Source organism: Rhizobium sp. CB2179, assembly GCF_057653455.1.
The window spans coordinates 4,360,821-4,380,894 of record NZ_CM172781.1 but is presented as its reverse complement, the minus strand read 5'-3'; the positions used below and the strand labels follow the sequence as shown (position 1 = coordinate 4,380,894).

Below are 20,074 nucleotides of genomic sequence, written 5' to 3'. Positions count from 1 at the left end.
TCTGTGTGATGCTGGCGCGATCTTGTGGCCGGTTTAGTGGCGCTGTTTCGGGAAGATCAAGAGCGACGGTCTGTGTTCGGACGTCGCTGTGGCCGAACTCTGGCCGGCACTTTGCGCGGCGAAAGAGCATCGGTGCTGAGGGCTGATATTGCGGTCGTCAGGAAAGCCGACACGATGAGAACGGCGACGAAGGAATTCAGCAAAATCTGGATCATGGAAGCGTTCCTTTTCCGGTGCGCCGGGCGGCTCGGCCTGCTCATTGCGCTCGTGAAGGAAATATGTGCCTGCCTGTTGGGCGGCGCTAGACTTGACTTTAGCAACCGATTGTCAACGTCTCGTTGACGGATACGACCGGCAAAGAAAACGGGCGCCGAAGCGCCCGTTGGGAGTCCGATATGCTTGTGCCGATTAGCGGCAACGAGCCTCGTAGCGGCGGCCGTAGCGGTCGCGATAGACGCAGTAGCCGCGGCGTTCGACCGACTGGCCGATCAGAGCGCCGGTCAGGCCGCCGGCAACGGCGCCGACGGCGGCACCACCCCAGCTGTTGGTGACGACACCGCCGATAACCGCGCCGGTGCCGGCGCCGATCGCCGTGCCTTGCTCGGTCGCTGTGCAGGATGCGAGCGCGCCGACGAGCGCACCAATAAGAACAATCTTCTTCATCATGTCGTAACTCCCCAGGTTAGTTGGCCTTTAGACGCGGCCCATTAGTACAAGGATAATGATAATCACGAGAACTAGCCCCAAACCGCCAGAAGGTCCATAGCCCCAGCCACGGCTATAACCCCAATTCGGCAAGGCTCCGATCAAGAGCAGAATGAGGATAACAAGTAGTATCGTGCCAAGCATGGTGTGTTTCCTTCATTTCATCCGCAATTTGGATGGACTAGAAACACGTATTGGCGATTTTTGTTCCCGGTTAAGCTCTGGAAATGTGACGAAGCCTGATTCACGGTTTAATTTCCGTCATTTCCGAAAATTGCCGCTATGGTTAAAAAGACATTTAAATACAATATGTTGCGGTGAACAAAGCGGGAAAATCGCGATGTCGCCGATTCGTCAGCGATTCGTTCCGTTTTTGATCGGCGCGCCACAATTGGCCGTCCCCGACTTAACGCCGTCTGAATCCGGCTCCCAAAAAGATTAATTTTGGTGCGGCGGAGCGGGACGAAGGGCTCTGCCGCTGATCCGCGTCTAGTGCCGGGGCCTGATAGCGCTACCAGATGTGGCCGTGAACGAAAGGCGAAAACGATGGAGTGAGCGATTCGTCTCCGATTCGTTCAGGCTTTGGTCGAGAGGTTAATTTCGGGCGGATTTTTGCCTGTTCAAAATCGGGCGAAGATTGTCGCTCACGACGGCGAAAGTGCGAACAGGAGAGAGTCTCGCGATTCAGCATCTAGTGGGAAAAAGTGATTCAAAATCAATACTTAGCCGTGAACAAAAGCTGAATCAGCGAGAGTCATCGATTCGTCGCTGATTCGTTCTTGCGCTGTTCCGAATCGGAAATTCGGGCGTTCCGCAGGACTCGCAAAGGTCGTAATCCCCGAGGCATTTTGAAATCTGCCCTTGCGTTTGCGACGGCAGCTGTCCATGTGTTGTCCAGCTTCCATCGAGGAGTCGAGATTTTCTGGGGCCACCCCGCCTCATTTGCATGGACTCATGACTCTGATTTCGCAGCCGATGATTCTGAGTGGGCGCGGTGTGACCGCGGTGCTCGGACCGACCAATACCGGCAAGACCCATTATGCCATCGAGCGCATGGTTGCGCACGGGACGGGCGTGATCGGCCTGCCGCTCCGGCTGCTGGCGCGCGAGGTCTATACGCGGGTGGTGGAGAAGGTCGGCGCACAGAATGTGGCGCTGGTCACCGGCGAGGAAAAGATTTCGCCGCCCAATGCGCGTTTTTCCGTCTGCACTGTCGAAGCGATGCCGCGCGAGACCAGGGCCGCCTTCGTCGCGATCGACGAGGTGCAGCTCGCCGGCGATCTCGAGCGTGGCCATATCTTCACCGACCGTATCCTGCATCTGCGCGGCCGCGAGGAAACGCTGCTGCTCGGCGCGGCGACGATGCGGCCGATCCTGCAGCAGCTCCTGCCCGGCATCACTATCGTCGAGCGGCCGCGGCTTTCGCATCTTTTCTATGCCGGGCAGAAGAAGATCACCCGGCTGCCGCAGCGCTCGGCCATCGTCGCCTTCTCTGCCGACGAGGTCTATGCCATCGCCGAGCTCATCCGCCGGCAGCGCGGCGGCGCGGCGGTGGTGCTCGGCGCGCTCAGCCCGCGCACCCGCAATGCGCAGGTGGCGCTTTATCAGGCGGGCGACGTCGAATATCTGGTGGCGACCGATGCGATCGGCATGGGCCTCAACCTCGATGTCGATCACGTCGCCTTTGCCCAGGACCGGAAGTTCGACGGTTACCAGTTCCGCAATCTCAATCCAGGCGAACTCGGCCAGGTCGCCGGGCGCGCCGGGCGGCATGTGCGGGACGGGACCTTCGGCGTCACCGGACAGGTCTCGCCCTTCGACGACGAACTGGTGCAGCGCATCGAGGGGCACGAATTCGACAACGTCAAGGTTTTGCAGTGGCGGACGACGGAGATGGACTTCTCCTCAATCGCATCGCTGCGCGCCAGCCTTGAGGTGGGACCGCGCGTGCCGGGGCTGACGCGGGCGCTGCCTGCGGTCGACCAGCAGGCGCTGGAACAGCTTTCGCGCTATCCCGAGGTCATCGATCTCGCCGACAGGCCGGCGCGCGTCGAAAAACTCTGGGAGGCTTGCGCGCTTCCCGATTATCGGCGTATCACCCCAGCACAACATGCCGATCTTATCGCGACCCTCTTTTCCGATCTTGTCCGCTATGGCACGGTGAATGAGCAGTTTCTTGCGGAGCAGGTTCATCGCTCCGATCGAACAGATGGGGAAATTGACACGCTTTCGGCGCGAATCGCGCAGATAAGGACCTGGACCTACGTTTCGAATCGGCCCGGTTGGCTTGCCGATCCGACACACTGGCAGGAAAAGACGCGGGAAATCGAAGATCGATTGTCCGACGCGTTACATGAAAGGTTGACGAAACGCTTTGTTGATCGCAGGACATCTGTGCTCATGAAGCGCCTGAGAGAGAATGCGATGCTGGAAGCTGAAATCAGTGTGAATGGTGATGTCTTCGTTGAAGGACATCATGTAGGGCAATTGAGCGGGTTCCGTTTCACGCCGGTGGCGGGAACGGACGGACCGGATGCCAAGGCGGTTCAGGCTGCGTCGCAGAAGGCGCTCGGGCTCGAGTTCGAAGCCCGCGCGGCCCGGATGCATGCCGCCGGCAACAGCGATCTTGTGATCGGTTCGGATGGGTTGATCCGTTGGCTGGGCGACCCGGTGGCGCGGCTTTCGGGCAGCGATCACATCATGCGTCCGCGCGTGATCCTGCTGGCCGACGAACAATTGACGGGCAATGCCCGCGATCACGTTGCTGCCCGCATCGAGCGCTTCGTCAATCATCATATCAGCACGGTGCTGAAGCCGCTCGATGATCTGTCGCGCGCCGAAGATCTGCAGGGTCTCGCCAAGGGGCTTGCCTTCCAGCTCGTCGAGAATCTCGGGGTGCTGTTCCGCCGCGAGGTGACCGAGGAGGTGAAGTCGCTGGACCAGGAGGCCCGTGCCTCCATGCGCCGCTACGGCGTGCGTTTCGGCGCCTATCACATCTTCGTTCCCGCACTTCTGAAGCCGGCGCCGGCCGAGCTCATCACGCTGCTCTGGGCGCTGAAGAACGACGGTCTCGACAAGCCCGGCTACGGCGATCTCATTCCGGTGCTTGCCGCCGGCCGCACCTCCGTCGTCACGGATCCGACCTTCGAGCGGATGTTCTACAAGCTCGCCGGCTTCCGTTTCCTCGGCAAACGTGCCGTACGCATCGACATCCTGGAACGGCTGGCCGATATCATCCGTCCGCTGCTGCAATGGAAGCCCGGTCAAAACAACCGTCCGGAGGGCGCCTATGACGGCCGCCGCTTCACGACGACGACGGCGATGCTGTCGATCCTCGGTGCGACGCTCGAGGACATGGAAGAAATCCTCAAGGGTCTCGGCTATCGCGCCGATGCCGTGAAGGCGGAAGAGGCATCAGTACATCTTGCGACGCAGGATGCGGCCTCAGTGCCTGCTGCCACTGCGGAAATGCCTGCGGAAGAGACAGCCGAAAAGGCCGACCACGACGATGCCGACGGTGCGGCGGAAGAGACTGCTGCCGAAGCGTCTGCAACCGAGGCGGCTCCGGCAGTTGCTGACGCGCCCGTGGCCGAAGCGGTCCAACCCCCCGCTCCGGTCGAAGCGATCGAGACATCGGCTCCGGTCGAAGCGTCTGGGGAAGCGGTGCACGCTCCCGAGGAAGCAGCACCTGCTCCTGGGGAAGCCGGCGAGCCGGTGGAACCGAAGCCAGTTCTTCTGTGGCGTCTCGGCGGCCGCAACGACAATCAACGCCAGGCGCGCGGCGGTCATGGCGAACGCCGTGGCGGCCAGGGCGAGCAGCGCGGTCAGAACCAGGAACGCGGCGACCGCAATCGCCGGCCGGGCGGCGGTGAAGGCGGCGAGGGCAATCGCAATGGCGACGGCCGCGACAACAATCGCCAGAACCGCGGCAAGGAAGGCGGCGGTCGCGATGGCGGCCGGCCGCAGCAGGCAAGAGGCGACCGCAACAACCAACCACGGGGCGACCAGCCGCGTGGCGACCGGCAGGACCGTGGCGATCGCAAGGATCGCGGTGACCGCAACGATCGCAACGACCGCAACAACAATCGCGGCGGCTCGCAGCCGCTGCGCTTCGAGGCCAAGCCGCCGCGTAAGGAGAAGCCGATCGATCCGGATTCGCCTTTCGCCAAGCTCGCAGCCCTCAAGGAGCAGATGAAGAAGTAGTCATGAGCGGGGAGACACAGCCGACCAGCGGTTCGCGCCAGCGCATCGACAAGTGGCTGTTCTTCGCGCGCATGGCGAAGTCACGCTCGGTGGCGCAGAGCCATATCCAATCAGGCCATGTGCGCATCAACGGCGAGCGCTGCAGCCAGCCGAGCCAGATGGTCAAGCCGGGTGACCGTATCGAGCTGACGCTGGAGCGGCGCGATGTCGTTCTCGTCGTGCGCCTTGCCGGCGAGCGGCGGGGGCCTTACGAGCAGGCGCGCCTGCTTTACGACGACCAATCCCCGCCGCCCGATGAGGCAAAACGTCTCACGCCCTACGAGCAGGCAATCCGGGCGACCGGCACCGGCCGTCCGACCAAAAAGGAAAGACGTGCAATCGACAGGCTGATGTCGGACGAGGATTAGAAAACTCTGTCTGCGGCGTCGGCTTTTGCAGATCGTTTATCCTTGAAATCCGGCGATAAAGCCGATACGTCACTGACAACCTGCCGGAAGCGTGCTTGCCTCCCAAGCGTGCTCACGCTTTTCCTCCGGCACGGGGATAGGCGCGACGTTCCAGGTTGCCCGGCCCCATCCGCATGGAAATCCTGGAGTTCTTCATGACCTATGTCGTGACCGACAATTGCATCAAGTGCAAATACACCGATTGCGTGGAAGTCTGCCCTGTCGACTGCTTCTATGAGGGCGAGAATTTCCTCGTCATCCATCCCGACGAATGCATCGATTGCGGCGTCTGCGAACCGGAATGTCCCGCCGAGGCGATCAAGCCCGATACCGAGCCTGGCCTCGACAAATGGCTGAAGATCAACACCGAATACGCAACGATCTGGCCGAATATTACGGTCAAGAAGGAGCCGTTGCCTGAGGCCAAGGACATGGATGGCGAGACCGGAAAATTCGAGAAGTATTTTTCCGAAAAGCCCGGTTCCGGCGATTGAGACAGCGCCTACATTCGGTCACCGGGTTCGGGCGAACGTAGGGCAAAACGTTTTAAAAGCTGCGTGAGGCATATGGGTGACATGTGTTGCCCGCATGACTCAAGCGAAGCAAATTATTGATTTCCTCATATTTTTATGATAGGTTTCGTCTACTGTTCCATTTGTGGCATGACGCATGCCCAAAACCATCACGAAAGCAAAACAAATCCGTACACGGTTTCCGTGACATATCAACGCTTTGAGCGCCGGGTCCCAAGATCGTGCGCAAGAAGTCTTTGCTTTTGCCCGATGGGACCAGAGTGAAGTCACCCGACGGATACTACCGTCTCACCCGGGCCTGACTGACCCGGCTCCGGCCGCCGCCGGAAGCGTAACAGGGAGTTTTTGAATAGAATGACGACTCAGCAGAAAAAACCTTCTACAGCACGTCACGGCTTCAAGACCGGTGAATCGATCGTCTACCCCGCTCATGGCGTCGGTACCATCACCGCTATCGAAGAGCAAGAAGTTGCCGGCATGAAGCTCGAACTTTTCGTTATTGATTTCGAGAAGGACAAGATGCGTCTGAAGGTTCCGGTCGCGAAGGCGATGAGCATTGGTATGCGCAAGCTTTCGGAAACGGATTTCGTCGAGCGTGCTTTGAAGGTCGTGCAGGGCAAGGCGCGCGTCAAGCGCACCATGTGGTCCCGCCGCGCCCAGGAATATGATGCCAAGATCAATTCCGGCGACCTGATTTCCATCGCTGAAGTCGTGCGCGATCTCTATCGTGCCGAGAACCAGCCCGAGCAGTCCTATTCCGAGCGCCAGCTTTATGAGGCTGCGCTCGACCGCATGGCGCGCGAAATCGCCGCGGTCAACAAGATGTCGGAAACCGAAGCCGTCCGCCTCGTCGAGACCAATCTCAACAAGGGTCCGAAGCGTGGCAAGGCCATCGAAGAAGACGATTCACAGGACGAAGCCGCATAAAGCGACCCTGTTTTTCTGTCAAAAAACCCGGCCTTCGAGCCGGGTTTTTTTATTGGAACTTTTTGCCGACTGCCGCGTTTATCACACGTAATTGCGGACTGCTCGTCGGGCAATGGCCTCACGGGCGAACTGCTATTCCGTCAATGTTCGATGAGGAGCGGATCATGCCTTTTCTATATTGCCCATCCGGCAAGGTGAAAAAACAGGTCCTGCCCAGCCGTCTTACCGGCACATGATGAAAAGTAGGGCCTCCCCCTGAAAAGTCCAGGGGCGGGGCTTTTATGCATTCAGAACTCCATTCAATCCGGACAGCGATGTTCCGGGAGAAGAGTTTTATTGTTCATTTCAGGGCGAGAGGCCTGTTTCGGGAGATCGAAATGAAGAACATGTCTGCAGATCGGCGCATGATCAAAATCGCGATGGCCGCGCCTTATCTCGCCCGTCAGGAAGAGCACGATCTCGCCACCCGCTGGAAGGATCATGACGACCGCGGCGCGCGCAACCAGATTGCCATGGCCCATATGCGCCTCGTCATATCCATGGCCGGCAAGTTCCGCAATTTCGGCCTGCCGATGAGCGATCTGGTGCAGGAGGGCTATGTCGGTCTGCTCGAGGCCGCCGCCCGCTTCGAGCCGGAACGCGACGTGCGCTTTTCCACCTATGCAAGTTGGTGGATCAGGGCATCTATCCAGGATTATATCCTGCGCAACTGGTCGATCGTGCGCGGCGGTACGAGTTCGGCGCAAAAAGCGCTGTTCTTCAATCTGCGCCGTCTGCGCGCCAAGCTCGCCAAGGGAGACACGCAGCTGACGCTGCAATCCATTCACCAGGAAATCGCCGCGGCCCTCGGCGTCAGCCTCTCGGATGTACAGACGATGGATGCTAGGCTTTCCGGCAACGACGCCTCGCTGCAGGCGCCTTCGGTCTCCGGCGATGCCGAGAGCGCGGAAAAGATGGACTTCCTCGTCAGCGACGATCCCCTGCCGGACGAGCAGGTGTCCAACATGATCGACGGCGAGCGCCGCCGCGTCTGGCTCGCCTCGGCGCTGAAACATCTCAACGAACGCGAGATGAAGATCATCAGCGCCCGGCGTCTGGCGGAAGACGGTGCCACGCTCGAAGAGCTCGGTGCCGATCTCGGTATTTCCAAGGAGCGCGTGCGTCAGATCGAAAGCCGAGCGATGGAGAAGCTTCGCAGCGCGCTCGTCAGCGCCGATCCGCATATGGCGGCCTACGCCTGAACCGAAAGCGCGTCGCCGATTTAGCTCGTTGTCGCAAAACCGCCGCACAATTTTGCGCGAGATGTTTTATCCCTTCCAGCAGCACAGACTGGCCCGGCGCTAGCCGGGCCTTTTTTATTCGGCGATGATCTTGACGCGATCGCCTATAGAAACGGCTGCACCCGTGGGCAGGGCATTGATGAGCTTGAAGAGATCGAGCTTGCGGTCTGTGCCCATCATGCGGGCGGCGAGCGTCGAGATGTTCTCACCCGGCCGGACGGTGACGACGCGGATGCGCAGCGGTTTCAGCGAGGCGGCCTCTGCCGGCGTCATGCGGCGGAAACTCGCGCGCAGCACATTCGCCGTTGGCTCAAGGGCGCCGCTGCCTTTCGGCACGGCGGTCAGGAAACGGAAGATCTGCGAATTGTTGCGGATCACGGTGACATCGAAATCCCAGCGGTCGGCGCTGGCGCGCGCGGTGGCTGCTTCCATGCCGTTGATGGTGATCGGTTGGATGGTCGACGGGTCGAGGCCGGTTACCCAGCCGCTGGAGATATAGTTGGTGAGGCTCTGGTTCTGATTGTCGGCGACGCCGTCGAAGCGGACGGCGATGTCGTTCGGACCGGTGGCCATCACCGCCTCGACCTTGTTGTCGATGTGGAAATCCGGCGGCACGTCGAAGCGGATGCCGAGGCCGCCATGCAGGAAGGTCTGGCCGCGCACATAGCCTTCTTCCGGGCTGTCGCCGTAGAGCAGTCCGTCTATGCCGTCGAGATAATAATCGCGGCCCTTGTCGCCGACCGAGCCTTCCTGGCCGAAGGCGCGGGCGTGGGTGCGGGCGAGCTCTATGCGCTGAGCCGAATTCGGATGGCTCGACAGGAAGTCGAGGCTCTGGTCGGCTTCGGGATCAACCGACATGAAGCGACTGTAAGCCGCCATCGAATCGAGGAAACGGGCAGCGGCATAGGGATCATAGCCAGCTTCACCGAGCATGCGCACACCGATGACATCGGCCTGCAGCTCCTGCTGGCGGGAGAAGGCGGCGAGCCGCAGCTTGCCGCGGGCAAGCGCCTGCTTGCCGGCGATGTCGCTGGAAAGGACTTCGGCGACGACGCGGCTGGCGATAACCTCAGCCTCTTCGCGCTTCTGCCGCTCGATGCCGTGGTTCGCCGTCACATGGCCCATTTCGTGCGACAGCACGGCGGCAACTTCCGAAGCGTCGTTGGCAAGGGCGAGCAGGCCGCGGGTGACGTAGAGATAACCGCCCGGCAGCGCAAAGGCGTTGATCGCCGGCGAATTCAGGATGGTGATGCGGTAGGACTGGCTCGGATTTTCCGACACCGCCGTCAGCGCGCCGGCGATGCGGGCGACGAGGCGCTCGGTTTTGGCGTCCTTGTATTCGCCGCCGTAGCTTGCCACGATGCGCGGATGCTCGCGGGCGCCCATCGCCGCGCGCGGGTCGTTTTTCTGCACCTCGTCGACGATCTGTGGATTGGAAGACGGCGAAACACTCGGCTGATAGGATTGGTCGATCAGCGTTTGGCAGCCATTCAGCGCCATTGCGACGGCCGAAAGCAGCATCATGCGACGCGCGAAGCGCCGCGGCGCGGAAATGGCATCACTGGAAAGCGCGGGGGATTTCCACGTCGTCAAGCTGTCCAGTCTGTTTCTCCGCATCATGTCGCTGTTTTGCCGGTTTGCCGCAGATTCGGACCGACCGTGGCAAGGGGAATTCAACAGGTGCGCACCCCTGATCTCGCGCTGCACAATCGGCCAATACAAGTCGTTGCTGTAGCTGATTTACGCATCGGTTGCATAGCGAGACTCTGTTTAAATGTGGCGCCGTTGCATTTTAGCAAGCCTCAGGCATTAAGGCTTCCCTTCGCTCGGATGAAATTATGGCGAAAGTTCCGTCACAAAGCCGAGATTCGTCGGCGGTGCGGAAAAAGAACGGCCCGATTGAAGCAACCGGCTCGATAGCGACAGTCTTGCGAGAAAATCGCAACCTTTGATGTATGCACGTCGAGAGAGAACGCCTCCTGATAAAGCATTCTCTCGCGTGACGATTCCACTATTCGGCAGCTTCCGCCGTCGCCGGTTGCGGCTTTATCGTCTCGCCGGCACGGGGCAGTTGCACGGGTTTCAGCATGATGGCGGCGGCAAGGCCGATCAGCGCAATGGCGCAGGAGGTCATGAAGAGCGGCGAGAATGCGGCGGCATAGGTATCGGCGACCGCTTGGCGGCTCGCTTCGGGAAGGGCGGCCATCATTTTCGGCGTCAGCTGCTTGATATCGGCGACGCCAGGAATGGAGACGCCGACCTTGCCGAGCTCAGAGGCGATGATGGCGCCATAGATGGAAATGGCGATCGAGGCGCCGCCCATGCGCGACAGCGTCACCGAGCCGGTGGCGGCGCCGACGTCGCGGGCGGGTGCTGCATTCTGTACGCCGATGACGGGAACCTGCTGGGCAAGGCCGATGCCGATGCCGTGCAGCATCATGACCGCGCCGATGAAGGCGATCGGCGTTCCGGCGTGGATCTGCGACATCAGCGCAAAGGCGATGGCGCTGCAGGTGAGGCTGGCGATGGCGAAGGGCTTGTAGCGCCCCGTCTTCGAGATGATGCGGCCTGCGGAAAGCGACCCGCAGACGAGGCCGCCGGTCAGAAGGATGAAGAGCAGGCCGGCGGCAGACGGCGAAAGGCCGGTCGTTGTCTGCAGAAAGAGGGCGAGATAATTGACCATGCCGATGGCGATCGCGCCGCCCATGATCGAGATCACCAGGAGCAGGCTGAAGGTCGAATTGCGAAACAGCTGCAGGGGAACGATCGGTTCCGGCGCGCGGCGCTCGACGAACACCCAGGTGACGGCGCAGACGACGCCGAAGGCGACGATGCCGATACTCTCCGGCGAGATCAATGCGCCGAACAATTCGCTGCTGTCGGTGGCAAGCACGATGCTTGTCGTCGTCATGGCAAGCAGGAGCGCACCGGCATAATCGATCTTGGGGCGACGATGCGGTTTGCGGTACGGCAGCATGAAGGCAAGGCCGGTGAGCACGATGAAGCCGATCGGCACGTTGACGAGGAAGATCGAGCGCCAGCCGAAGAGATCGCTCATCGTACCGCCGAGCACCGGGCCGATCGCGCCCGATGCCATCAGCACAAGGCTGGAATAGCTTTGGTAGCGCGCCCGCTCGCGCGGCTCGAACAGGTCGGCGTTGACGGCGAAGATCGACACCATGATGCCGCCGCCGCCAAGACCCTGCAGCACGCGGGCGGCGATCAGCGTATTCATCGAGACCGCAAGGCCGCAGACTGTCGATCCGACGGTGAAGATCATGATCGCCGTCATCATCACGTATTTTCGGCCGAACAGGTCGCCGAGCTTGCCGTAGACCGGCATGACGGCGCTCAGCGACAGGAGATAGGCCGAGCCGATCCAGCCGAAGCGCTCGAGATGGCCGAATTCGCCGATGATCGTCGGCAGCGCCGTGGAGACGATCTGATTATCAAGCGTCGCCATGAACATGGCGGTCATCAGGAAGAAGAAGAGGATAAGCCGACGACGAGGATCCGTCACGAGCGGCGCAGGCGCGAGTTGCATGTCCATGGGAGGCATCGTTCCGGGTTGATGTGCTTTTATGTGCTAACAGCATATAGTTGTCAATGGCACATTAATGACATCGGCATATTCAATTTTTGAATCGGCTCTGTTATGGTCCTGTGATGAGCGACGTTCTGACCAAGACCCCTTCTGTGGAGCCGGCCGAGCCGGATCGTGAAAACGTGCCGCGTATCGGCCGGAGCATGGCGCGCATGCGGCTGATGACCGGGCGGCGGCTGATCGGCCGCCTGGCGATCCAGAGTGCTGCACCGGGCCTCGAGCTTTCGCATCTCGACGTGCTCGATGCCGTGCGCAGGGCGCAGCCTGCCGGCGAGGTCACGGTCGGCATGATCGCGGAGATGCTGCGCATCGATCCGTCACGGGCAAGCCGGGTGGTGGCCGACATGGTCGGGCGCAACGTGCTGCGCCGCGAGGCCTCGCAGGCCGATGCGCGGCGGATCGTCGTCGTCATGACCGAGGTTGGCCAGGACCTGCTTGCCGAGATCGTCGCGCAGAAGCTTGCGATCATTTCCGAGATCGTTTCCGACTGGCGACAGGAGGATGTCGAGCGCTTCGCAGCGCTTTTCGAGCGCTTCATCGGCGGCTACGAGGCGGTTTTCCTGTCGCGCGACAAGGATATGCCGGGCTGAGGCAGACGCCGGCGTTCGCCGGCCCTTCCCCTCGACCCCTCGTTTGCGCTAAGGGCAATGCCCATGAGCCAATCCACCTTCACCATTCTCCTTGGCGGCGAACTCAGCCTGACGGAGCGCCTGCGCGATGCCATCGAAAACAGCCGCTTTATTGCGGCCGATGGCGGCATGCGGCATGCGGCAGCACTCGGTATTACGCCGGAGCTCTGGGTCGGCGATTTCGATTCGACGCCTGATGATCTCGCGGGTGCATTTCCCGATGTGCCGAAACAGCCTTATCCGGCCGCGAAGGCGGCGACGGACGGCGAAATCGCCGTGGCGGAAGCAATCGCGCGGGGCGCGCGGCGGCTCATCCTGGCCGGTGCGCTCGGCGGTGAACGCTCCGACCACGCGCTTCAACACCTGTTGTCGGCCGTCAGCCTGGCGGAAGAGGGTTTCGACCTGCTGCTGACCTCGGGCAAGGAAGAGGCCGTGCCGCTGGTTGCCGGTACGATCGAACTGGACCTTCCCAAAGGCAGCCTGTTTTCCGTGCCCGGATTCAGCGAGCTGAGAGGGCTTTCCCTCGAAAATGCGCGTTATCCGCTCACGGATTTCCATCTGCCTTTCGGCTCGTCGCGCACCATTTCCAATGTTGCGGAAGGCAAGGTTCGCTTTTCGCTCCGCAGCGGCCGGGCAATCGTGCTCGCCCGGCCCTATGATCTTTCCGGAGTCTGATTTTTGGCCCCTCCCATTCTGAAACTCGACGATATCTTCCTGAGCTTTGGCGGCGCACCGCTTCTGGCCGGTGCTGGCCTGCAGATCGAGCCCGGTGACAAAATCTGTCTCGTCGGGCGTAACGGCTCGGGGAAATCGACGCTGCTGAAGATTGCCGCCGGCCTGGTCGAGGCGCAGTCCGGCGAGCTCTTCCGCCATCCGTCCTCGACGGTGCGTTATCTCGAACAGGCGCCGGATTTTGCCGGCTTCAACACGGTGCAGGCCTATGCCGAGGCCGGCCTCGGGCCAGGCGATGACCCCTATCGTGTCACCTATCTGCTGTCGCATCTCGGGCTGAGCGGCGATGAAGACCCCAAAATGCTGTCCGGTGGCGAATCACGGCGCGCAGCCCTTGCCCGGGTTATGGCACCGGAACCGGACATTCTTCTGCTCGACGAACCGACCAACCATCTTGACCTGCCGACCATCGAATGGCTGGAAGGCGAGCTGCAAAAGACGCGCAGCGCCTTGGTGCTGATCTCGCACGACCGGCGTTTCCTCGAAAAGGTCTCGACGGCAACCGTCTGGCTCGACCGCGGCACCTCGCGCCGGCTCGAGAGAGGCTTTGCGCATTTCGAAGCCTGGCGCGACCGGGTGCTGGAGGCCGAGGAACTGGAACAGCACAAGCTCGGCAAGTCGATCGAGCGCGAGGAGCACTGGCTGCGCTACGGCGTCACGGCGCGGCGCAAGCGTAACATGCGCCGTCTCGGCGAGTTGCAGACGATGCGCTCGAACTATCGCGGCCACAAGGGACCGCAGGGCACGGTGCAGGCGACGGTTTCGGACGCGCAGGAATCCGGCAAGCTGGTGATCGAGGCCGACAAGATCACCAAGAGCTTCGGTGAGCGGGCTATCGTCACGCCGTTTTCGATACGCGTGCATCGCGGCGACTGCATTGGTCTCGTCGGACCGAACGGCGCCGGCAAGACGACGCTGCTGAAGATGCTGACCGGGCAGCTTTCACCCGATAGCGGCATCGTCAAGCTCGGCACCAATCTGGAGATCGCGACGCTCGACCAGAAACGCGAGGATCTCGACCCCGAGGATACGCTTGCCAACTATCTGACGGATGGGCGCGGCGAAAACCTGCTCGTAAACGGCGAGCAGCGCCATGTCACCGGCTACATGAAGGAATTTCTGTTCCAGCCGGAACAAGCGCGTACGCCGATCAGAAACCTCTCCGGCGGCGAACGCGCCCGGCTGATGCTGGCGCGCATCCTTTCGCGCCCGACGAACCTCTTGATCCTCGACGAGCCGACCAACGATCTCGATATCGAAACGCTCGATCTCCTGCAGGAGATTGTCGCCGGCTTTCCCGGCACCGTCATTCTCGTCAGCCACGACCGCGATTTCCTCGACCGCACCGTGACCTCGACGATCGCACCCGCTGTGCCGGATGCGCCTGATGGTCGCTGGATCGAATATGCCGGCGGCTACTCGGACATGCTTGTACAGCGCAAGGGCGCGCTCGAGGAGCGTAAGAGGGCCGAGAAGGCGGCGGAGAAGCCGAAGACCCAGCAAGCAACAGCTTCAAGCAGCTCGAAGGTCAAGCTCTCCTTCAAGCAGAAATTCGCACTGGAAAACCTGCCAAAGGAAATGGCGAAGGCCGAAGCGGAAATCGCAAAGCGCGAACAGGTGATGGCAGATCCCAATCTTTTCACGCGCGATCCCGCAGCTTTCAACCGGCTTGCCGGCGAGATGGAAAAACTGCGCGGCAGCCTGACTGACATGGAAGAGGAGTGGCTGGCGCTCGAAATGCTGCGGGAAGAGCTGGAAGGGTGAGATTTTCTCGAGGCTGGAGGCTCACTTTTCCTTGATTCGTCAGTGTGTCGCCCGGCGGCATAAGGTGCCGTCCGGCAGCCGGGGATATTGCCGATCGCAATGGCGACAAGGAAAAGTCATATGTCTCGCAAGCCTTATTCCGGAATTCTCACGGCGTTTGTCGCCGGCAGCCTCATGGCGCTTGCCCTGTCGCAAGCTGCACAGGCGCAGGATGCCCAGCGCATTCGTGTTCGCGGCGCCATAGAAAGCCTCAGCGGCGATACGCTCGTCGTCAAGACGCGCGAAGGCAGCGATGCGACGGTCGCGCTGAAACCCGGCTGGAAGGTCGGCGGCATCAAAAAAGCTTCGGTCGAGGATATCAAACCCGGCGATTTCGTCGGCGTCGCTTCGCTTCCGAAGGGCACGGGCCCGGACGGGGCGATCGAGGTGCTGATCTTTCCGGCGTCGATGAAGGGAACCGGTGAGGGCAACCGTCCCTGGGATGCGCAGCCGAACAGCCAGATGACCAACGCGACTGTCAGCAACGCCGTCAAGTCCGTCGACGGCCACACGATCACGCTGACCTATCAGGGCAAGGAAAAGACCATCACGATTGCCGATGGCACGCCGATCGTGACGTTGGCGCCTGCGACCAAGGATGATATGAAGGCCGGTGCCGGCGTCGTCGTCACCGGCGAGAAGGCGGCGGATGGCAGCATCTCGGCCAGCCAGATCGCCGTCGGCCTCAACGGCGTCATACCGCCGATGTGACCAGCGGCTCAAATCCTCGTCTTATGCATGCCGACATCCCAAAACCGCTCCACATTTTTGGACGGCATGCATTAAAGCGCCGGCGCGGGCACGGCGGCAGCGCCCGCACTGGCGCTGGCGCCGGTCTGGACGGCAGGCGGCTCCTCGGATGCTGACGGCAGCGCCTGCAGATGCAGCACGCGCGGCTTCAGCGCCTCGAGATAGGCCTCGGAGCGGCCGATATAGATCATGCCGCTTTCGGGCATCGAGGTGAGCAGTTTGGCCATTGTTTCCTGCAATTCCGGCTCCATGCCTTCCAGCACTTCGTCGAAGATGATCCAGCGCGGGCGCACGAGAAGCAGCCGGGCAAATCCGATCGCTTTCTGCTGGTCGCTGTCGAGCAGCTTGTCCCAGCGGGCGCGGGTTTCGAGCCTTGCGATCAGCGAATGCAGACCAACCTTGTCGAGGGCCGCCTCGACGTCGGCTTTCTCGTAGGCTTCGGGACGTTCGGGAAAGGCCAGCGCCTCGCGCAGTGAGCCACCGGGGACATAGGCGAGCTGGGGAACGAAGAGCATGTCGTCGATCGGCGGCAGGCCTATCGTGCCGCTGCCGCACGGCCAGAGGCCGGCCATCGCCTGGAAGAGCAGCTTGCGATTGACGCTGTGATCGCCGTTGATCATGATTTTTTCGCCGGCTTTGATCACGACATTGGTTTCACGCAGACGGAAACCGCCGCATTCCTCGATGTCTTCACCGATCTTGGCGACGATCACCACGTCCTTCAGCGTCAGCGTGTCGGGCGCGGCGTTTTCATAGGCGATGCTGTCCTTCAGGTCGAAGTCCTCTTCCATCTCGACCAGCGCCTGGCGGAAATCGGTGACGCGCATCAGCGTGGCGCGCCATTCGGCGATCGGGCCGAAATTGGACACATACCAGCGCAGCGCCGTGTTGACCTGGTTGAAGGCACCGACGGACATCATCAGCTGGCCGAGGGTGAGTCCGCCGGAGAAATAGGCGGGGGCGGCAACGATGATCGGAATGACGATCACCAGCCAGCCATAGCCGGCCGAAACCCAGGTGAGATTGGTATTGGCCATAGCAAGCCGCTTGACGACTGTCAGGACCGAGCTGATATCGGTGTTGATGCGCCGACGCTCGTTCTCCTCGCCGCGGGCAACGGTAATTGCCGGCATGTTCTCATTGGCATGCATCAGCGTGAAGCGAAGCTCGGCTTCTTTCGAAAAACGGTCGGCATTGAGCTTCACCAGCTTGCGGCCGACCACCTGGCTCAGCACCGAGGCGGAAGCGGCATAGAAAATCGCTGCCCAGACCATGTAGCCTGGAATGGAGAAGCTATGGCCGCTGATGCGGAAGATGAAGCCGCTCGAAAGCTCCCAGAGCACGCCGATGAAGCTCACCAGAAGAATGGTAGACTGCAGCAGGCCGAGAACCAATCCCGTCGTGCTTTCGGCAAGGTTGCGGGAATCCTCGTGCAGACGCTGGTCCGGATTGACGCCGATCAGGCCGCTGGAGGCGAGCCGCAGCGCTCGCTTGCGCTTCAGCCACTGGTCGACCAGGTCGCGCGACAAACCTTCGCGCATATAGAGCGCCGTCATCTGATTCAGCCAGGCCTGCAGCACGTTGAGCAGCAGCAGCGTGCCGGCGATCATCGCGAAGATTTCGAGCTGGTGGAAGAATTCGCCGAGGTCGCGGCGCTCCAGCGAGTCGTAGAAAGGAGCATTCCACTCGTTCAGGATGACCTGGCCGTAGGACGTCGCCAGGATGACGAGGATCAGCACGGTGGCCAGAAACAGCACCTTGCCACGCACTTCCGAATTCCAGAATGCTGAGAACATGACGCCGAGGCGATATGTCAGGCTTAAATCATACCCTACCCTATCCTGCCTTCCGATGCCCGGCTTCCTCTCGATCTTATCTGCCATTACGCTTTTCCAAATCGCCCATGCCCCTATAAATAACATGGTGGCGTTACCGGTCTATCAACAGATTCTATCAGTCATTAAAGTGTGATGATGCTTGCATGAGTTTCTCCTGCATGTTTTCGCCAGTTGATTCGCAATCAGACTGGGTCTAATTAAGGCCTCCGTGGTGATTTGGCCGGCCGGCTTGCAGCCACGTTAAAAAAGTCGCTAAAGGGCCGCGTGCGGACCGGTAGCGATTTTTGTCGCCGCCGGTTTTTTGTTTTTGATCGAGTGACCGCAATGCCCATCAAGATCCCCGATACGCTGCCCGCCTTCGAAACCCTGGTTCAGGAGGGTGTGCGGGTGATGACCGAGACGTTGGCGATCCGTCAGGATATCCGACCGTTGCAGATCGGGCTGCTCAATCTCATGCCGAACAAGATCAAGACCGAACTGCAGATGGCCCGCCTCGTCGGCGCCTCGCCGCTGCAGGTGGAGCTGTCGCTTGTCCGTATCGGCGGCCACAAGGCGAAGAATACGTCCGAGGACCATCTGCTTGCCTTCTACCAGACCTGGGAAGAAGTAAAGCACCGCAAGTTCGACGGCTTCATCATCACCGGGGCACCGATCGAGCTTTTGCCCTATGAGGACGTCACCTATTGGGCGGAGATGCGGGAGATTCTCGACTGGACGGAAACGAATGTCCATTCGACGATGAACGTCTGCTGGGGCGCGATGGCGGCGGTCTATCATTTTCACGGCGTTCCGAAATACGAGCTGAAAGAGAAGGCCTTCGGCGTCTACCGCCACCGGAATCTGAAACCTTCCTCGATCTATCTCAACGGCTTTTCCGACAATTTCGAAGTGCCGGTGTCGCGCTGGACCGAAGTGCGCCGCGCCGATATCGAGAAATCCGAAAGCCTGGAGATCCTGATGGAGTCGAGCGAAATGGGCGTCTGCCTCGTGCACGAGAAGAGAGGCCGGCGGCTCTACATGTTCAACCATGTCGAATATGATTCCACCTCGCTTTCCGACGAGTATTTCCGCGACGTCAATGCCGGGGTGCCGATCAAGATGCCGCACAATTACTTTCCGCATAACGATCCGGCGCTTGCGCCGCAGAACCGCTGGCGCAGCCATGCGCATCTTTTGTTCGGCAACTGGATCAACGAAATCTACCAGACGACACCCTTTGATGTGGAAGAGATCGGCACCGACCTCTGACCGTTGCCGAGCGCGCCGCGAGCTGGTTCCGCCGCATTGCTGCTGCGGCTTTTCTTTCTGATCCGCCGGTTGCGGATCGAAGCAAATCCGGGCAGGTTCCTGTCCTGAACCCTACCACGCCGCGCGTCTTCGTCGGACGTGCAATGCACACTTTGAATCGCTGCAAATTCCCCAAATCGATTCCGAATTGCGGAATTTGCAGCAGAGATAGAATGGACGGACGATCATGTCGGATAAGTTGGAGCGGGACGTTTTCGGGCAGACGAAGGCGGGTGAGACCGTCTATCGGGTCGAGATCAAGGGGGGCGGGCTGACGGCCAAGATCCTGAGCTGGGGCGCGGTCATCCAGGATCTGCGTCTCGAGGGACATGACGCGCCGCTGCAGCTCGGCTTCGACGATTTCGACAGCTACCCCCTCTATTCATCCTATTTCGGCGCGACGCCCGGCCGCTGCGCCAACCGCGTCGGCGGCGGCAGGTTCACGCTTGACGACAAGGACTATCAGCTCGAACTGAATGAAAACGGCGTGACGCATCTGCATGGCGGCAGCGACAATATCGCCAAACGCAACTGGACGATCGTCGAGCATGACGTCGACCGCGTAGTACTGAAGATCGTCGATCCCGATGGCCGCGCCGGCTATCCCGGCAATTGCACCATCCAGGCGACTTTCCGGGTGCATGGCAATGGTGAACTGTCGATCACCTACGAATCGACCAGCGACCAGCCGACGCTCGCCAATGTCTGCCAGCACGCCTATTTCAATCTCGACGGCCGCGAAGATGCGCTTGGCCATGACATCATGATAGCCGCCGATCACTATCTGCCGACCGATGAGAAGCAGGTGCCGACCGGTGAAATCCGTCCCGTCGAGGGCACGGAATTCGATTTCCGCGAGATGGCGCCGATGAAGCGTTTCGTCGGCAGCGAACAAGTGTCCTACGATCATAATTTCTGCCTGTCCGCCGAGCGCACCGCCAAGCGGAGCGTCGCGCTTGCCCGCAGCCTCTATTCCGGCGTGTCGCTGGAAGTGCGCAGCACCGAGCCAGGCGTGCAGTTCTATGCCGGCTTCAAGCTTGACACCGGGGCTCCGGGCATCGGCGGGCGCAAATACGGTCCGTTCGCCGGCTTCTGCCTGGAGACGCAGGTCTGGCCGGATGCCATCAACCACCAAGGTTTTCCGAATGCGGTTCTGCGCCCCGGCGAAGTGCTGCGTCAGGAGACGGATTATATCTTCACCAAGAACTGAGCATCCTCCAGCGCCGGCGCGTTTCTAAACGCGCGGCGCTGCGGACGCACGACTGTCAAATTTGAGCGCTATGAAACCCTTGCCGGTCCGCCCGGCGAGGGTTTTTTGATTCCATGCTCGATTCCGA

At 60.8% G+C, this 20,074-nt stretch carries 17 protein-coding genes and 1 riboswitch; of the genes, 11 read left to right on the top strand and 6 right to left on the bottom strand.

From position 1 onward, the window contains the following. Positions 1-56: 56 nt before the first annotated feature. From AC244Q_RS21555 to AC244Q_RS21545, 3 genes are all read right to left on the bottom strand, one after another. On the bottom strand, positions 57-215 hold the full coding sequence (locus AC244Q_RS21555; RefSeq protein WP_017995504.1) for a hypothetical protein: 159 nt from the start codon (positions 213-215) through the stop codon (positions 57-59). Between the two features lie 193 nt (positions 216-408). Next, entirely contained in the window at positions 409-666 is a 258-nt protein-coding gene (locus AC244Q_RS21550; RefSeq protein WP_003589657.1) for a YMGG-like glycine zipper-containing protein, read from the bottom strand. Positions 667-693: 27 nt separating this feature from the next. Then, complete coding sequence (locus AC244Q_RS21545) at positions 694-849, bottom strand: DUF3309 family protein (protein ID WP_007632343.1); 156 nt, start codon at positions 847-849, stop codon at positions 694-696. An 810-nt stretch (positions 850-1,659) separates the two neighbouring features. On the opposite strand from AC244Q_RS21545, the gene AC244Q_RS21540 reads away from it, so the two are divergent. The 5 genes from AC244Q_RS21540 to AC244Q_RS21520 all read left to right on the top strand — a co-directional run bounded on the left by AC244Q_RS21540 (position 1,660) and on the right by AC244Q_RS21520 (position 8,055). Further along, complete coding sequence (locus AC244Q_RS21540; protein ID WP_128407300.1) at positions 1,660-4,908, top strand: helicase-related protein; 3,249 nt, start codon at positions 1,660-1,662, stop codon at positions 4,906-4,908. A 2-nt stretch (positions 4,909-4,910) separates the two neighbouring features. Further along, complete coding sequence (locus AC244Q_RS21535) at positions 4,911-5,315, top strand: RNA-binding S4 domain-containing protein (protein ID WP_012759434.1); 405 nt, start codon at positions 4,911-4,913, stop codon at positions 5,313-5,315. 194 nt (positions 5,316-5,509) lie between these two features. Continuing rightward, positions 5,510-5,848 carry a ferredoxin FdxA gene (gene fdxA / locus AC244Q_RS21530; protein ID WP_012759433.1) on the top strand — a complete coding sequence of 113 codons (339 nt, stop codon included), beginning with the start codon at positions 5,510-5,512 and terminating at the stop codon, positions 5,846-5,848. Between the two features lie 393 nt (positions 5,849-6,241). Then, complete coding sequence (locus AC244Q_RS21525; protein WP_003543775.1) at positions 6,242-6,814, top strand: CarD family transcriptional regulator; 573 nt, start codon at positions 6,242-6,244, stop codon at positions 6,812-6,814. A 377-nt stretch (positions 6,815-7,191) separates the two neighbouring features. Next, the gene (locus AC244Q_RS21520) at positions 7,192-8,055 is read left to right on the top strand and encodes an RNA polymerase factor sigma-32 (RefSeq protein ID WP_012759432.1); all 864 of its coding nucleotides are present in this window, start codon (positions 7,192-7,194) and stop codon (positions 8,053-8,055) included. Positions 8,056-8,169: 114 nt separating this feature from the next. Here AC244Q_RS21520 and AC244Q_RS21515 read toward each other — a convergent pair whose 3' ends face one another. Both AC244Q_RS21515 and AC244Q_RS21510 read right to left on the bottom strand, forming a co-directional pair. Continuing rightward, positions 8,170-9,714 carry a M48 family metalloprotease gene (locus AC244Q_RS21515; protein WP_041935596.1) on the bottom strand — a complete coding sequence of 515 codons (1,545 nt, stop codon included), beginning with the start codon at positions 9,712-9,714 and terminating at the stop codon, positions 8,170-8,172. A gap of 391 nt (positions 9,715-10,105) precedes the next feature. After that, positions 10,106-11,644 (bottom strand): MDR family MFS transporter, encoded by a 1,539-nt coding sequence (locus AC244Q_RS21510; protein ID WP_113546723.1) that lies wholly within the window; start codon positions 11,642-11,644, stop codon positions 10,106-10,108. A gap of 116 nt (positions 11,645-11,760) precedes the next feature. Here AC244Q_RS21510 and AC244Q_RS21505 point away from each other — a divergent pair, with 116 nt between their 5' ends. The 4 genes from AC244Q_RS21505 to AC244Q_RS21490 all read left to right on the top strand — a co-directional run bounded on the left by AC244Q_RS21505 (position 11,761) and on the right by AC244Q_RS21490 (position 15,573). Continuing rightward, entirely contained in the window at positions 11,761-12,288 is a 528-nt protein-coding gene (locus AC244Q_RS21505; protein WP_012759429.1) for a MarR family winged helix-turn-helix transcriptional regulator, read from the top strand. 57 nt (positions 12,289-12,345) lie between these two features. Then, complete coding sequence (locus AC244Q_RS21500) at positions 12,346-13,002, top strand: thiamine diphosphokinase (protein WP_017995497.1); 657 nt, start codon at positions 12,346-12,348, stop codon at positions 13,000-13,002. Between the two features lie 3 nt (positions 13,003-13,005). Further along, positions 13,006-14,823: an ABC-F family ATP-binding cassette domain-containing protein gene (locus AC244Q_RS21495; protein ID WP_113546724.1), complete on the top strand. Its 1,818-nt coding sequence runs from the start codon at positions 13,006-13,008 to the stop codon at positions 14,821-14,823. Positions 14,824-14,943: 120 nt separating this feature from the next. Further along, positions 14,944-15,573 carry a hypothetical protein gene (locus AC244Q_RS21490; protein ID WP_032996483.1) on the top strand — a complete coding sequence of 210 codons (630 nt, stop codon included), beginning with the start codon at positions 14,944-14,946 and terminating at the stop codon, positions 15,571-15,573. Positions 15,574-15,644: 71 nt separating this feature from the next. On the opposite strand, the gene AC244Q_RS21485 is transcribed toward AC244Q_RS21490, so the two are convergent. Then, entirely contained in the window at positions 15,645-17,534 is a 1,890-nt protein-coding gene (locus tag AC244Q_RS21485) for an ABC transporter ATP-binding protein/permease (RefSeq protein ID WP_206641106.1), read from the bottom strand. 114 nt (positions 17,535-17,648) lie between these two features. Further along, positions 17,649-17,726, top strand: a riboswitch (SAM riboswitch). 48 nt (positions 17,727-17,774) lie between these two features. On the opposite strand from AC244Q_RS21485, the gene metA reads away from it, so the two are divergent. After that, the gene (metA, locus tag AC244Q_RS21480; protein ID WP_017995493.1) at positions 17,775-18,698 is read left to right on the top strand and encodes a homoserine O-acetyltransferase MetA; all 924 of its coding nucleotides are present in this window, start codon (positions 17,775-17,777) and stop codon (positions 18,696-18,698) included. A 226-nt stretch (positions 18,699-18,924) separates the two neighbouring features. Further along, positions 18,925-19,947: an aldose epimerase family protein gene (locus AC244Q_RS21475; protein WP_113546726.1), complete on the top strand. Its 1,023-nt coding sequence runs from the start codon at positions 18,925-18,927 to the stop codon at positions 19,945-19,947. The last annotated feature ends 127 nt before the right edge of the window (positions 19,948-20,074 follow it).

What these genes read in the sequence shown, in the direction of transcription:
- AC244Q_RS21500 (WP_017995497.1), top strand. Translation starts at nt 12,346, where the DNA reads ATGCCCATGAGCCAATCCACCTTCACCATTCTCCTTGGCGGCGAACTC.
- AC244Q_RS21535 (WP_012759434.1), top strand. Translation starts at nt 4,911, where the DNA reads ATGAGCGGGGAGACACAGCCGACCAGCGGTTCGCGCCAGCGCATCGAC.
- AC244Q_RS21520 (WP_012759432.1), top strand. Translation starts at nt 7,192, where the DNA reads ATGAAGAACATGTCTGCAGATCGGCGCATGATCAAAATCGCGATGGCC.
- AC244Q_RS21490 (WP_032996483.1), top strand. Translation starts at nt 14,944, where the DNA reads ATGTCTCGCAAGCCTTATTCCGGAATTCTCACGGCGTTTGTCGCCGGC.
- AC244Q_RS21550 (WP_003589657.1), bottom strand. Translation starts at nt 666, where the DNA reads ATGATGAAGAAGATTGTTCTTATTGGTGCGCTCGTCGGCGCGCTCGCA.
- AC244Q_RS21525 (WP_003543775.1), top strand. Translation starts at nt 6,242, where the DNA reads ATGACGACTCAGCAGAAAAAACCTTCTACAGCACGTCACGGCTTCAAG.
- AC244Q_RS21540 (WP_128407300.1), top strand. Translation starts at nt 1,660, where the DNA reads ATGACTCTGATTTCGCAGCCGATGATTCTGAGTGGGCGCGGTGTGACC.
- AC244Q_RS21475 (WP_113546726.1), top strand. Translation starts at nt 18,925, where the DNA reads ATGTCGGATAAGTTGGAGCGGGACGTTTTCGGGCAGACGAAGGCGGGT.
- fdxA (WP_012759433.1), top strand. Translation starts at nt 5,510, where the DNA reads ATGACCTATGTCGTGACCGACAATTGCATCAAGTGCAAATACACCGAT.
- AC244Q_RS21515 (WP_041935596.1), bottom strand. Translation starts at nt 9,714, where the DNA reads ATGATGCGGAGAAACAGACTGGACAGCTTGACGACGTGGAAATCCCCC.
- AC244Q_RS21555 (WP_017995504.1), bottom strand. Translation starts at nt 215, where the DNA reads ATGATCCAGATTTTGCTGAATTCCTTCGTCGCCGTTCTCATCGTGTCG.
- AC244Q_RS21545 (WP_007632343.1), bottom strand. Translation starts at nt 849, where the DNA reads ATGCTTGGCACGATACTACTTGTTATCCTCATTCTGCTCTTGATCGGA.
- AC244Q_RS21485 (WP_206641106.1), bottom strand. Translation starts at nt 17,534, where the DNA reads ATGTTATTTATAGGGGCATGGGCGATTTGGAAAAGCGTAATGGCAGAT.
- AC244Q_RS21505 (WP_012759429.1), top strand. Translation starts at nt 11,761, where the DNA reads ATGAGCGACGTTCTGACCAAGACCCCTTCTGTGGAGCCGGCCGAGCCG.
- AC244Q_RS21510 (WP_113546723.1), bottom strand. Translation starts at nt 11,644, where the DNA reads ATGGACATGCAACTCGCGCCTGCGCCGCTCGTGACGGATCCTCGTCGT.
- metA (WP_017995493.1), top strand. Translation starts at nt 17,775, where the DNA reads ATGCCCATCAAGATCCCCGATACGCTGCCCGCCTTCGAAACCCTGGTT.